Annotated in this window: 10 protein-coding genes; 5 read left to right on the top strand and 5 right to left on the bottom strand. The window is 58.3% G+C overall.

What is annotated here, in order from left to right; genetic code table 11:
- Window positions 1-152: 152 nt before the first annotated feature.
- The gene (locus A7J50_RS17165) at window positions 153-2378 is read right to left on the bottom strand and encodes an NADP-dependent isocitrate dehydrogenase (protein WP_064452896.1); all 2226 of its coding nucleotides are present in this window, start codon (window positions 2376-2378) and stop codon (window positions 153-155) included.
- A 493-nt stretch (window positions 2379-2871) separates the two neighbouring features.
- Here A7J50_RS17165 and icd point away from each other — a divergent pair, with 493 nt between their 5' ends.
- Window positions 2872-4128, top strand: a complete 1257-nt coding sequence (gene icd, locus A7J50_RS17155; RefSeq protein ID WP_064452894.1) for an NADP-dependent isocitrate dehydrogenase — start codon at window positions 2872-2874, stop codon at window positions 4126-4128.
- 83 nt (window positions 4129-4211) lie between these two features.
- Here the strand turns inward: icd and cspD are convergent, their stop codons facing one another.
- A complete protein-coding gene (gene cspD / locus A7J50_RS17150) occupies window positions 4212-4493 on the bottom strand; it encodes a cold shock domain-containing protein CspD (RefSeq protein ID WP_064452893.1) in 282 nt (93 codons plus the stop codon).
- A gap of 223 nt (window positions 4494-4716) precedes the next feature.
- Between cspD and clpS the strand changes: the two genes are divergently transcribed.
- Window positions 4717-5085 carry an ATP-dependent Clp protease adapter ClpS gene (gene clpS, locus A7J50_RS17145; RefSeq protein WP_053256829.1) on the top strand — a complete coding sequence of 123 codons (369 nt, stop codon included), beginning with the start codon at window positions 4717-4719 and terminating at the stop codon, window positions 5083-5085.
- 29 nt (window positions 5086-5114) lie between these two features.
- Window positions 5115-7385, top strand: a complete 2271-nt coding sequence (gene clpA / locus A7J50_RS17140) for an ATP-dependent Clp protease ATP-binding subunit ClpA (protein WP_064452892.1) — start codon at window positions 5115-5117, stop codon at window positions 7383-7385.
- Window positions 7386-7623: 238 nt separating this feature from the next.
- Here the strand turns inward: clpA and infA are convergent, their stop codons facing one another.
- The 3 genes from infA to aat all read right to left on the bottom strand — a co-directional run bounded on the left by infA (window position 7624) and on the right by aat (window position 9387).
- Complete coding sequence (gene infA / locus A7J50_RS17135; RefSeq protein WP_002553999.1) at window positions 7624-7842, bottom strand: translation initiation factor IF-1; 219 nt, start codon at window positions 7840-7842, stop codon at window positions 7624-7626.
- A 100-nt stretch (window positions 7843-7942) separates the two neighbouring features.
- Window positions 7943-8650 carry an arginyltransferase gene (locus A7J50_RS17130; protein ID WP_053256827.1) on the bottom strand — a complete coding sequence of 236 codons (708 nt, stop codon included), beginning with the start codon at window positions 8648-8650 and terminating at the stop codon, window positions 7943-7945.
- A 56-nt stretch (window positions 8651-8706) separates the two neighbouring features.
- On the bottom strand, window positions 8707-9387 hold the full coding sequence (gene aat / locus A7J50_RS17125; protein ID WP_064452891.1) for a leucyl/phenylalanyl-tRNA--protein transferase: 681 nt from the start codon (window positions 9385-9387) through the stop codon (window positions 8707-8709).
- Window positions 9388-9885: 498 nt separating this feature from the next.
- Between aat and A7J50_RS17120 the strand changes: the two genes are divergently transcribed.
- Complete coding sequence (locus tag A7J50_RS17120; RefSeq protein WP_064452890.1) at window positions 9886-12291, top strand: DNA translocase FtsK; 2406 nt, start codon at window positions 9886-9888, stop codon at window positions 12289-12291.
- A gap of 54 nt (window positions 12292-12345) precedes the next feature.
- Window positions 12346-12969, top strand: a complete 624-nt coding sequence (gene lolA, locus A7J50_RS17115; RefSeq protein WP_064452889.1) for an outer membrane lipoprotein chaperone LolA — start codon at window positions 12346-12348, stop codon at window positions 12967-12969.
- The last annotated feature ends 21 nt before the right edge of the window (window positions 12970-12990 follow it).

Raw genomic sequence — 12990 nt, 5'->3', positions numbered from 1 at the left:
GCAATGGGTCAGATATGCATCGGGCGACTGGCACACCGCATTCGCGAGCAAGCCCGCTCCCACATTTTGATCCGGTTTCTTCAGCAAAAAGCGCAGTGGGCACAAACAGAAACCCCGGCACGGGGCCGGGGCTTCTTTGCATCCTTACAACCTTACTTCAACTTGGCAATGGCCGCGTTGAGGGTGTTGCTTGGGCGCATGGCGTTGCTGGTCAGCTCCGGGTTCGGTGCGTAGTAGCCACCGATGTCCACTGGCTTGCCCTGTACGGCGTTCAGCTCGGCAACGATGGTCGCCTCGTGTTCGCTCAGGGTTTTAGCCAGCTCGCCGAACTGCGCTTGCAGTGCCGTGTCTTCGGTCTGGGCGGCCAGGGCTTGAGCCCAGTACAGCGCCAGGTAGAAGTGGCTGCCGCGGTTGTCGATGTTGCCGACTTTGCGCGATGGCGACTTGTTGTTGTCGAGGAACTGGCCGGTGGCCTGGTCCAGGGTCTTGGACAGCACCAGGGCTTTCGGGTTGTTGTAAGTCACACCCAAATGCTCAAGGGAAGCGGCCAGGGCCAGGAACTCGCCCAGGGAATCCCAGCGCAGGAAGTTCTCTTCAACCAGCTGTTGCACGTGCTTGGGAGCCGAACCGCCGGCGCCGGTTTCGAACAGGCCACCGCCGTTCATCAGCGGTACGATCGACAGCATCTTGGCGCTGGTGCCCAGTTCCATGATCGGGAACAGGTCGGTCAGGTAGTCGCGCAGTACGTTGCCGGTCACCGAGATGGTGTCCTGGCCCTTGCGGGTACGCTCCAGGGTGAACTTCATCGCGTCGACCGGCGACATGATGCGGATGTCCAGGCCTTCGGTGTTGTGGTCTTTCAGGTAAGCCTGAACTTTCTCAACCACGACGCCGTCGTGAGCGCGCTGTGGGTCCAGCCAGAAAATCGCTGGGGTGTTGCTGGCGCGGGCACGGTTGACGGCCAGTTTGACCCAGTCCTGGATCGGTGCGTCTTTGGTCTGGCACATGCGGAAGATGTCGCCGGCTTCAACAGCCTGTTCCATCAGCAGGGTGCCCTTGCTGTCGGTGACGCGCACGACGCCGTCAGCCTTGATCTGGAAGGTCTTGTCGTGGGAGCCGTACTCTTCGGCTTTCTTCGCCATCAGGCCAACGTTTGGCACGCTGCCCATGGTGGTTGGGTCGAAAGCGCCATGCGCCTTGCAGTCTTCAATGACGGCTTGGTAGATGGTGGCGTAGCAGCGATCCGGGATCACCGCCTTGGTGTCGTGCAACTGGCCGTCGGTGCCCCACATTTTGCCGGAGTCACGGATCATTGCCGGCATCGAGGCGTCGACGATCACGTCGCTCGGCACGTGCAGGTTGGTGATGCCTTTGTCGGAGTTGACCATCGCCAGGGAAGGACGAGCGGCGTAGACCGCCTGAATGTCAGCTTCGATCTGTGCTTGCTGGTCGGCAGGCAGTGCCTTGATGCGAGCGTAAAGGTCGCCGATGCCGTTGTTCAGGTTGAAGCCGATCTGCTCCAGCACGACAGCGTGCTTGGCCAGGGCATCTTTATAGAACTCGGCAACGATCTGGCCGAACATGATCGGGTCGGAGACCTTCATCATGGTGGCTTTCAGGTGGACCGACAGCAGCACGCCTTGTTTCTTGGCGTCTTCGATTTCAGCGGCGATGAAGCTGCGCAGGGCTTTCTTGCTCAGCACGGCCGTGTCGATGATCTCGCCGGCTTGTACCGAGGTCTTTTCTTTCAGTACGGTCGCGGTGCCGTCTTTGGCGATCAGCTCGATCTTCACAGCGTCAGCGGCTTCGATCTGTACGGCTTTTTCGCTGCCGTAGAAGTCGCCGTTGCTCATGTGAGCGATGTGCGATTTGGAGTCCGCAGCCCAGGCGCCCATTTTGTGCGGGTGCTTGCGGGCGTAGTTCTTGACCGACAGCGGTGCGCGGCGGTCGGAGTTGCCTTCGCGCAGGACCGGGTTCACGGCGCTGCCCTTGACCTTGTCGTAACGTGCACGGGTTTCTTTTTCCGCGTCGGTGGTTACGGTTTCCGGGTAGTCCGGCAGGGCGTAGCCCTGGGCCTGCAGTTCCTTGATCGCAGCTTGCAGCTGCGGGGTCGAGGCGCTGATGTTAGGCAGCTTGATGATGTTGGCTTCAGGTGTAACGGCCAGGTCGCCCAGTTCGGCGAGGTGGTCCGGGACAGCCTGGGTACCCAGTTGCTCGGGGAAGCTTGCGAGGATGCGCGCGGCCAGGGAGATGTCGCGGGTTTCCACGGCAATATCAGCGGAAGCGGTGAAGGCCTCTACGATAGGCAGCAGTGAATAGGTGGCGAGGGCTGGTGCTTCGTCGGTGAAGGTGTAGATGATCTTCGAGCGGGTGGGCATATTCGGATTAACTCTCTTCTTTGCTGAAAGCGTGCGCAGAAACTCGAGATGCGCCGGGTGGAGCGCGTTCGTTCAAAGTCATCCATGAGCGAAATGTCGAGGTTTCTTCGCGGTGATGTTGGGTTGCATCAGTCGAGCGTCAAGCGGGTGGACTATTGTAATAGTCCTGCTTTCTGGCTGAGGGCTACTGTCTAGAGCGGTCAGCTGTCGTGACTCTTGGGTCAGCGGCGGCATTATACATAGGTCGCTATGCTTACGCCGAGCCTTCATACAAAAGGTGAGTCGTCCATTGGTCTAAAGGTCGCAGGGCTCGGACTGCGACCAAAGTCGCACGATGTGCTCAAGATTGGCGATTTTGCCTTTGCTTTCAAGCTTGTAGACGACCAAATATGCTGTTTTCGATGCAAATGAGCCTGGCGCGAGGTTTCGGTCGCCATTTATCTGGAGTAGGCTCGAACGCAGCCAGATGTTCAATCCATAGATGGAGTTCAGCATGGGATACAAGAAGATTCAGGTTCCGGCAGTCGGCGACAAAATCACCGTCAATGCAGACCATTCTCTCAATGTTCCTGACCAACCGATCATCCCTTATATAGAAGGCGACGGTATTGGCGTCGACATCAGCCCTGTGATGATCAAGGTGGTCGATGCAGCTGTTGAAAAGGCTTACGGCGGCAAGCGCAAAATCTCGTGGATGGAGGTTTATGCGGGCGAGAAGGCGACTCAAGTTTACGACCAGGACACCTGGCTCCCCCAGGAAACCCTGGATGCGGTCAAGGATTACGTGGTTTCCATCAAGGGCCCGCTGACCACACCGGTTGGCGGCGGCATTCGTTCGTTGAACGTGGCCCTGCGTCAACAGCTCGACCTGTATGTGTGTCTGCGCCCGGTGCGTTGGTTCGAAGGCGTGCCCAGCCCGGTCAAGAAGCCTGGCGATGTCGATATGACCATCTTTCGCGAGAACTCCGAGGATATTTACGCCGGTATCGAGTGGAAGGCCGGTTCGCCGGAAGCGATCAAGGTGATCAAGTTCCTGAAAGAAGAGATGGGCGTCACCAAGATTCGCTTCGATCAGGACTGCGGCATCGGCATCAAGCCAGTGTCCCTGGAAGGTACCAAGCGCCTGGTGCGCAAAGCCCTGCAGTATGTCGTGGATAACGACCGCGACTCGCTGACGATCGTGCACAAAGGCAACATCATGAAGTTCACCGAAGGTGCCTTCAAGGAGTGGGCCTACGAAGTGGCGGCTGAAGAGTTCGGTGCGACACTGCTCGACGGTGGCCCGTGGATGCAGTTCAAAAATCCGAAAACCGGCAAGAATGTGGTGGTCAAGGACGCTATTGCCGATGCGATGCTCCAGCAGATCCTGTTGCGTCCGGCCGAATACGATGTGATCGCGACCCTCAACCTGAACGGTGACTACCTCTCCGATGCCTTGGCGGCGGAAGTGGGCGGTATCGGTATTGCCCCGGGGGCCAACCTGTCGGATACCGTGGCAATGTTCGAAGCCACCCATGGCACCGCACCGAAATACGCAGGCAAAGACCAGGTAAACCCCGGTTCATTGATTCTGTCGGCAGAAATGATGCTGCGGCACATGGGGTGGACGGAGGCGGCTGACTTGATCATCAAGGGCACCAATGGTGCTATTTCGGCCAAGACCGTGACCTATGACTTCGAGCGCCTGATGGAGGGCGCCAAGCTGGTGTCGTCTTCGGGCTTTGGTGATGCGCTGATTTCGCACATGTAAACAGCAGGCAAGAAAAAACCGGCCGTCTCAAGTGGATTGAGGTGGCCGGTTTTTTTATTGCAACCTGCAGGCTCAGTGGCGGATCAGGCCATTACTGTCTTTTCTTTGTGAGCCGCTGGGATTGCGGGGTTTTCGTGTACTTCGGTTTTTACTGCCTCGATCTTCACTGCGTGCAGTCCTTTCGGTCCCTGAATGGTTTCAAAGCTCACCGCTTGACCTGCTTTCAGTGTCTTGTAGCCGTCCATGGTAATTGCCGAGTAATGCGCAAAAAGATCTTCTTCGGGTTTTCCTTCCGCGTTAACGAACCCGAACCCTTTGGCATTATTGAACCATTTGACCTTGCCATTGATCTTGACGCCAGACATACCATATCCCTCTGCACCAGACTCCATCACTGGAGTATCATCCAGTTTATCCGTCCTAACCCGAATAAATAAGGTTGACTGCGCGGACCTTTTTTACCCACTGTGGGTTCTATTGGTTGTAACACCGATTCGCCGATAGTCAAGGCGACCGTATAGTCAGAGTTGAAATTCCGGCAGGTCGCCCCCATCACCGTATTTGAACCACTGACGAACCTTTCTTTCCATGCATGCAATCAGCCAGATTCGACTAACATTCAATCAGGATCGCCCGGATCAGGAACACGATGACGACGGTTCTGCAGGCATTGCTGTTCAGGAGGCTAAGCCTGCTCTACAGGCGCCGCCGATGTACAAGGTGGTTTTGTTCAATGATGACTACACACCGATGGATTTCGTGGTCGAAGTGCTCGAGGTGTTTTTTAACCTGAACCGCGAGTTGGCGACCAAGGTAATGCTGGCCGTTCACACAGAAGGACGGGCAGTATGTGGAGTGTTTACCCGCGACATCGCCGAGACAAAGGCCATGCAGGTCAACCAGTACGCCAGGGAAAGCCAGCATCCGCTACTCTGTGAAATCGAGAAGGACGGTTAACGCCGACCACTTGGGTATGAGGTGAAGCTATGTTAAACCGCGAGCTCGAAGTCACTCTCAATCTTGCCTTCAAGGAGGCTCGTTCGAAGCGTCATGAATTCATGACCGTCGAACACCTGCTGCTGGCACTTTTGGATAACGAAGCTGCCGCCACCGTTCTGCGTGCGTGCGGCGCCAACCTCGACAAACTCAAGCATGACCTGCAGGAGTTTATCGACTCCACCACGCCACTGATCCCCGTGCATGACGAGGACCGTGAGACCCAGCCGACGCTGGGCTTTCAGCGGGTATTGCAGCGTGCTGTGTTCCACGTACAGAGCTCCGGTAAGCGTGAAGTCACGGGTGCCAACGTGCTTGTGGCGATTTTCAGCGAACAGGAAAGCCAGGCAGTGTTCCTGCTGAAACAGCAGAGCGTTGCCCGTATTGATGTCGTCAACTACATCGCCCACGGTATCTCCAAGGTGCCTGGGCACGGCGATCATTCCGAGGGTGAGCAGGATATGCAGGACGACGAGGGCGGTGAGTCTTCTTCTTCGGGCAATCCACTGGATGCCTATGCCAGTAACCTCAATGAACTGGCGCGCCAGGGGCGGATCGATCCGCTGGTGGGGCGTGAGCTTGAGGTTGAGCGTGTAGCGCAGATCCTCGCGCGTCGTCGCAAGAACAATCCGTTGCTGGTGGGTGAGGCTGGCGTGGGTAAAACCGCGATCGCCGAAGGCCTGGCCAAGCGCATTGTTGATAACCAGGTGCCTGACTTGCTGGCCAACAGCGTCGTCTACTCCCTTGATCTCGGCGCGTTGCTCGCCGGGACCAAGTACCGTGGCGATTTCGAGAAGCGCTTCAAGGCGCTGCTCGGCGAGCTGAAAAAACGCCCGCAAGCGATCCTGTTTATCGATGAGATCCACACCATCATTGGTGCCGGTGCGGCATCCGGTGGGGTGATGGACGCCTCCAACCTGCTCAAGCCATTGTTGTCGTCGGGTGATATCCGCTGCATTGGTTCGACCACGTTCCAGGAGTTTCGCGGGATCTTCGAAAAAGACCGCGCCCTGGCGCGTCGCTTCCAGAAAGTCGACGTGTCCGAGCCTTCGGTTGAAGACACCATCAGCATCCTGCGCGGGCTCAAGGGGCGTTTTGAAGCGCACCATGGCATCGAGTACACCGATGAGGCGTTGCGAGCGGCTGCTGAGCTGGCGTCGCGCTACATCAATGATCGCCACATGCCGGACAAGGCGATCGACGTGATCGACGAAGCAGGGGCCTACCAGCGCCTGCAGCCGGTCGAGAAACGCGTGAAACGCATCGACGTGCCTCAAGTCGAGGATATCGTGGCGAAGATCGCGCGGATTCCGCCAAAACACGTCAACAGTTCCGACAAAGAGCTGCTGCGTAATCTAGAGCGCGACCTCAAGCTGACCGTGTTCGGTCAGGATGCGGCCATCGACGCGCTGTCCACAGCGATCAAGTTGTCGCGTGCGGGCCTCAAGTCGCCGGACAAGCCGGTCGGTTCGTTCCTGTTTGCAGGCCCTACCGGCGTCGGCAAGACCGAAGCGGCGCGGCAGTTGGCCAAGGCCATGGGTATCGAGCTGGTGCGCTTCGACATGTCCGAATACATGGAGCGCCACACCGTGTCGCGCCTGATCGGTGCGCCTCCAGGTTATGTGGGTTTCGATCAGGGCGGTCTGTTGACCGAGGCGATCACCAAGCAGCCGCATTGTGTATTGCTGCTCGATGAAATCGAGAAGGCCCACCCGGAAGTCTTCAACCTGCTGCTGCAGGTCATGGACCACGGGACCCTGACCGACAACAACGGGCGCAAGGCGGACTTCCGCAATGTCATCGTGATCATGACCACCAACGCGGGTGCTGAAACCGCTGCGCGAGCCTCTATCGGCTTTACGCATCAGGATCACTCCTCTGATGCGATGGAAGTGATCAAGAAGAGCTTCACGCCGGAGTTCCGCAACCGTCTGGACACCATTATCCAGTTTGGTCGCCTCAGCCATGAGGTCATCAAAAGCGTGGTGGACAAGTTCCTTACCGAGCTTCAAGCGCAGTTGGAAGACAAGCGCGTGCAGCTGGACGTGACAGACGCGGCGCGCAATTGGCTGGCACAGGGTGGCTACGATTCGGCAATGGGCGCTCGCCCAATGGCGCGTCTGATCCAGGACAAGATCAAGCGGCCACTGGCCGAAGAGATCCTGTTTGGCGAGCTTTCCGATCATGGCGGTGTGGTACACATCGACTTGAAGGATGGCGAGTTGACCTTCGAGTTCGAAACCACGGCCGAAATGGCCTGATAGCTGACTGCAACACAGCAAAAAGGCGCCGAAAGGCGCCTTTTTGCTGTCTGTTCCAACCACTGAAAATCAAATGTGGGAGGGGCTTGCTCCCGATGACGGTGGGTCAGTCGCTGAATATATTGACTGGCCTGCCGCTATCGGGAGCAAGTCTCCCCTCCCACAGGGTTTGCAGTGTCAGGCAAATAGCTCGCACACAAAAACGCCCGGCATAACCGGGCGTCTTGTATTGACTTGATTAACGGGCGCGGTAAGTGATGCGCCCTTTGCTCAAGTCATAGGGCGTCAGCTCGACGCGCACTTTGTCACCGGTAAGAATACGAATGTAATTCTTGCGCATCTTGCCGGAGATATGCGCGGTTACGACGTGCCCATTTTCCAACTCCACACGAAACATGGTGTTGGGCAGGGTGTCGACGACAGTGCCTTCCATTTCGAAGCTGTCTTCTTTCGACATGCAGTAAAGCCCTCGGTATCCAGTGAATGGCCCGGTGCAACTGCGCCAGGCAAAAGCGGCGTGCATTGTGCCCGAAAAAGGGTGTTCAAGCCAAGGGGTTCTAGTTAAGCGTTACCCATCTTTGATTAATCAGTAGCTCAATGGGCCGATATTGGGTCTTGTAGTTCATCTTTTTGCAGTTCTTGATCCAGTATCCGAGGTACACCGCTTCCAGTTCCAGGCGCAGGGCTTCACCGATTTGCCAGAGAATGGCGAAGCGCCCGAGACTGCGACGTTCTTCCATGGGTTCATAGAAGGTGTACACCGCCGACAGGCCGTTGGGCAGCAGGTCGGTTACGGCGACCGCCAGCAGGCGCCCGTCCAGGCGGAACTCGTAGAAGCGGCAGAAGGGCAAGTCGCGCACCAGAAATGTCGAAAACTGATCGCGGCTGGGCGGAAACATGTCGCCGTCGGCATGACGCTGCTCGATGTAGCGTTGGTAAAGATCGAAATATTCTTCGCTGAAGTGCGGTTTGGTGGCGGTGACTGTCAGGTCGGCATTGCGCTTGAGGATGCGTTTCTGGTTGCGGTCCGGCAAAAACTGCGCGACCGGGATGCGTGCCGGTACGCAGGCATTGCAGTTCTGGCAATGCGGACGGTACAGGTGATCACCGCTGCGCCGAAAACCCATCTCTGAAAGGTCGGCATACACATGCACATCCATGGGCTGGCTGGGGTCGAGGAACAGCGTGGTGGCCTGCTCGTCGGGCAGATAGCTGCAGGAGTGGGCTTGAGTGGCATAAAACTTCAAGCGCGCCAGCTCGGTCATGATCAACCCTCGGGATAAGCTTTGAAATAAGTGTAAGCCAGGTGCAAGGAAGTCGCCTAGGAAACCCACGGTCCAGAGCTGCTTTGGTCCAAATGGTTGCGCAGGAACTCAGCGAAATCACTGCGCGGTATGGCGCGGGCGCCAAGACTGTGCAAGTGATCATTGGGCATTTGGCAGTCGATCAGCACAAAGCCCCAGGCCTGTAGCTGACGGGTCAGTGTGGCAAAGCCGAACTTGGAGGCATTGTCGGCGCGGCTGAACATGGATTCGCCAAAAAATAATTGGCCCATCGCCAGGCCGTAAAGGCCGCCGACCAACTGCCCTTCATCCCAAACTTCCACCGAGTGCGCGTAGCCGCGCTGGTGCAGCTCCAGGTAGGCGTTCTGGATGCCCTCGGTGATCCACGTGCCGTCCGCATAGCTGCGCGGCGCGGCGCACGCCTGGATGACGGCGGCGAAGTCCTGGTCGAATGTCACGGTATACCGCTGCTGGCGCAATAATTTGCCGAGGCTGCGCGAAACATGCAATTCGTCGGGGAATATCACCGTGCGCGGGTCTGGAGACCACCAGAGAATGGGCTGGCCTTCAGAGAACCACGGAAAGCAGCCATGGCGATAGGCCTGGACCAGTCGTTCGGCCGACAGGTCGCCACCGGCGGCCAGTAAGCCATTGGGTTCGCGCATGGCCTTGGCCAGTGGCGGAAAAGTCAGGGAATCGCGTTGCAACCAGGTCAGCATGGCATCCAGGCTTACGGAAGGGGAGGGGAGTGGCAGGTGAGTCGCCTGCCGCAAGAGTGCTGATTATTGTCGACACAGCGCTGTGGGGCCAGCCCGAATAGGGCATTGAACGGGATTAGCGTGAGCGGGTGTTTCTGCAACTCTACGCCTGAGGCGCGGTCGTAATCGGGTCTGTGCCGTGGAGGCCAATGGCCAAGCTTGCCTGGTTTGCTAAATACAGCTCATAAGCCTTTGTCAGCAAAGGCAATGCATGCTCAAATTGAACAGGCTGTGACGCTTCAATTGTCTAGGCTGCCGGGTGAAGGGCAAGTACGTGGCATCGCCGACGCAAACCCGTACAATGTGGCCATTATGGCGTGATCGTCATTTCATCGATCCATCATCCGGTGTTAAAAAGTAGATTCAACGACGCTCGTTCATTTTTCAGCTGCTCGGATTGGGCAGTATTTGCAGTCATTCAACAGATGGACGCGCTAAAGGCGCAGGAAAAGACCCGTTTTGAAGAAATCCACCGCAACACCTAAAGCAGCAGTCGTGCCGGCCTGGCGTCAGCACCTGCACTACCGACTCAAGGAAGGTGCGCTGATCGCCATTGGCGCCCTGTGCCTGTTCCTGATGATGGCCTTGCTCACCTATGGCAAGGACGATCCGGGCTGGAGCCACAACAGCAAGATCGAAGACGTGCAGAACTTCGGCGGCCCCGCCGGTTCCTACAGCGCCGATATTCTGTTTATGGTGCTGGGCTACTTTGCCTACATCTTCCCGCTGCTGCTGGCGATCAAGACCTGGCAGATCTTCCGCCAGCGTCACGAGCCGTGGCAGTGGAGCGGCTGGCTGTTCTCCTGGCGCCTGATCGGCCTGGTGTTCCTGGTGCTCTCCGGCGCGGCGCTGGCGCATATTCATTTCCACGCACCCACCGGCCTGCCGGCGGGCGCGGGCGGGGCGCTGGGCGAAAGCCTTGGCGACCTGGCGCGCAAGACCCTGAATATCCAGGGCAGCACCTTGATGTTTATCGCGCTGTTCCTGTTTGGTCTTACCGTGTTCACCGACTTGTCGTGGTTCAAGGTGATGGACGTGACCGGCAAGATCACGCTCGACCTGCTCGAGCTGTTTCAGGGCGCCGCCAACCGCTGGTGGTCGGCCCGGGTTGATCGCAAACGCATGGTTGCGCAACTGCGCGAGGTCGATACCCGTGTCAACGAAGTGGTGGCCCCGAGCACACCGGACCGGCGTGAGCAAGCCAAGGTCAAGGAGCGCCTGATCGAACGCGAACAGGCCCTGAGCAAGCACATGTCGGATCGCGAGAAGCAGGTACCGCCAGTGATTACGCCAGCGCCGGCCAAGGCGCCCGAGCCCAGTGCACGCGTGCAGAAAGAGAAGCAGGCGCCGTTGTTTGTCGACAGCGCCGTCGAAGGCACCTTGCCGCCGATCTCGATTCTCGACCCGGCCGAAAAGAAACAGCTCAACTATTCCCCGGAGTCGCTGGCGGCCGTAGGCCATCTGCTGGAAATCAAACTCAAGGAATTCGGCGTCGAAGTCACCGTGGATTCGATCCACCCAGGCCCGGTCATTACCCGTTACGAGATCCAGCCGGCCGCTGGCGTCAAGGTCAGCCGTATTTCCAACCTGGCGAAAGACCTGGCACGTTCCCTGGCCGTAACCAGTGTGCGGGTGGTGGAAGTGATTCCCGGCAAGACCACCGTCGGTATCGAGATTCCCAACGAAGACCGCCAGATCGTGCGCTTCTCCGAGGTGCTGTCGACCCCGGAATACGACAACTTCAAATCGCCGGTCACCTTGGCCCTGGGCCATGACATCGGCGGCAAGCCGGTGATTACTGACCTGGCGAAAATGCCGCACTTGCTGGTTGCCGGTACGACGGGTTCCGGTAAGTCGGTGGGTGTGAACGCGATGATCCTGTCGATCCTGTTCAAGTCCGGCCCCGATGACGCCAAGCTGATCATGATCGACCCGAAGATGTTGGAGTTGTCGATCTACGAAGGCATTCCGCACCTGTTGTGCCCGGTCGTGACCGACATGAAGGACGCCGCCAACGCGCTGCGCTGGAGCGTCGCCGAGATGGAGCGCCGCTACAAGCTCATGGCGAAGATGGGCGTGCGTAACCTGTCGGGCTTCAACGCCAAGGTCAAGGAAGCCCAGGACGCCGGCACACCGCTGACTGACCCTTTGTACAAGCGCGAAAGCATTCACGACGAAGCGCCGCTGCTGACCAAGCTGCCGACCATCGTGGTGGTGGTCGATGAGTTTGCCGACATGATGATGATCGTCGGCAAGAAGGTTGAAGAACTGATTGCACGTATCGCCCAGAAGGCGCGGGCCGCCGGTATTCACTTGATTCTCGCTACCCAGCGACCGTCGGTGGATGTCATCACGGGTCTGATCAAGGCCAACATCCCGACGCGGATGGCGTTCCAGGTCTCCAGCAAGATCGACTCGCGTACCATCATCGACCAGGGCGGCGCCGAGCAATTGCTCGGTCACGGTGACATGCTTTACATGCCGCCGGGCACCAGCCTGCCGATTCGTGTCCATGGCGCCTTTGTGTCCGATGACGAAGTGCACCGCGTGGTGGAAGCCTGGAAGCTGCGCGGCGCACCGGAATACAACGACGAGATCCTCGCGGGCGTTGAAGAAGCCGGCAGCGGCTTCGACGGCGGCAGCGGTGGCGACGATGATGCCGAAACCGACGCGCTGTACGACGAAGCCGTGGCGTTCGTGCTCGAAAGTCGTCGTGCTTCTATCTCCGCAGTGCAGCGCAAACTGAAAATCGGCTACAACCGCGCCGCCCGCATGATCGAATCCATGGAAAATGCCGGCGTCGTGACTGCTATGAACACCAACGGCTCGCGTGAAGTCATCGCCCCAGGGCAGATGCGCGACTGATCACATGCCGCGTGGCAGCACGCGGCTCGCCCTAACGACTCAATGAGGACTCCCATGCGTCTTATCCGCATGCTGTTGTTGCCGGCACTGGCCCTGACTGCTGTTTCGGCCCACGCCGATCCGGCCTCCGTGGCCAGCCTGAAGAACCTGTTGGACAAATCCCAAACCCTCACCGCGCGCTTCTCTCAGTTGACCCTGGATGCCGGTGGCACCCAGCTGCAGCAAACCGAAGGTGAAATGGCCGTGCAGCGCCCAGGGCTGTTCTATTGGCATACCGAAGGGAAGTCCGAGCAGACCATCGTTTCCGACGGCCAGAAAGTCACGCTGTGGGACCCGGACCTGGAGCAGGCGACCATCAAGAAGCTGGACCCGCGCCTGAACCAGACCCCGGCGCTACTGCTCTCGGGCGACGTGTCGAAAATCAACGACAGCTTCGAGATCACCTCCAAGCAAACCAGCAACGTTATCGAGTTCACCCTCAAGCCGAAATCCAAGGACACGCTGTTTGACAGCCTGAACCTGTCGTTCGGCAACGGCGTGATCAACAACATGCGCCTGATCGACAGTGTCGGCCAACGCACCGATATCCTGTTCTCCGGGGTCAAGGCCAACCAGCCGGTGCCGGCATCCAAGTTCAAGTTCGACATCCCCAAGGGTGCCGATGTGATCCAGGAATAACCTGCCCAGAGGTTTCAAACG

The organism is Pseudomonas antarctica (assembly GCF_001647715.1).
Taxonomy (GTDB): domain Bacteria; phylum Pseudomonadota; class Gammaproteobacteria; order Pseudomonadales; family Pseudomonadaceae; genus Aquipseudomonas; species Aquipseudomonas antarctica_A.
The sequence above is the reverse complement of the archived record's forward strand: the minus strand, read 5'-3'. Positions and strand labels throughout refer to the sequence as shown.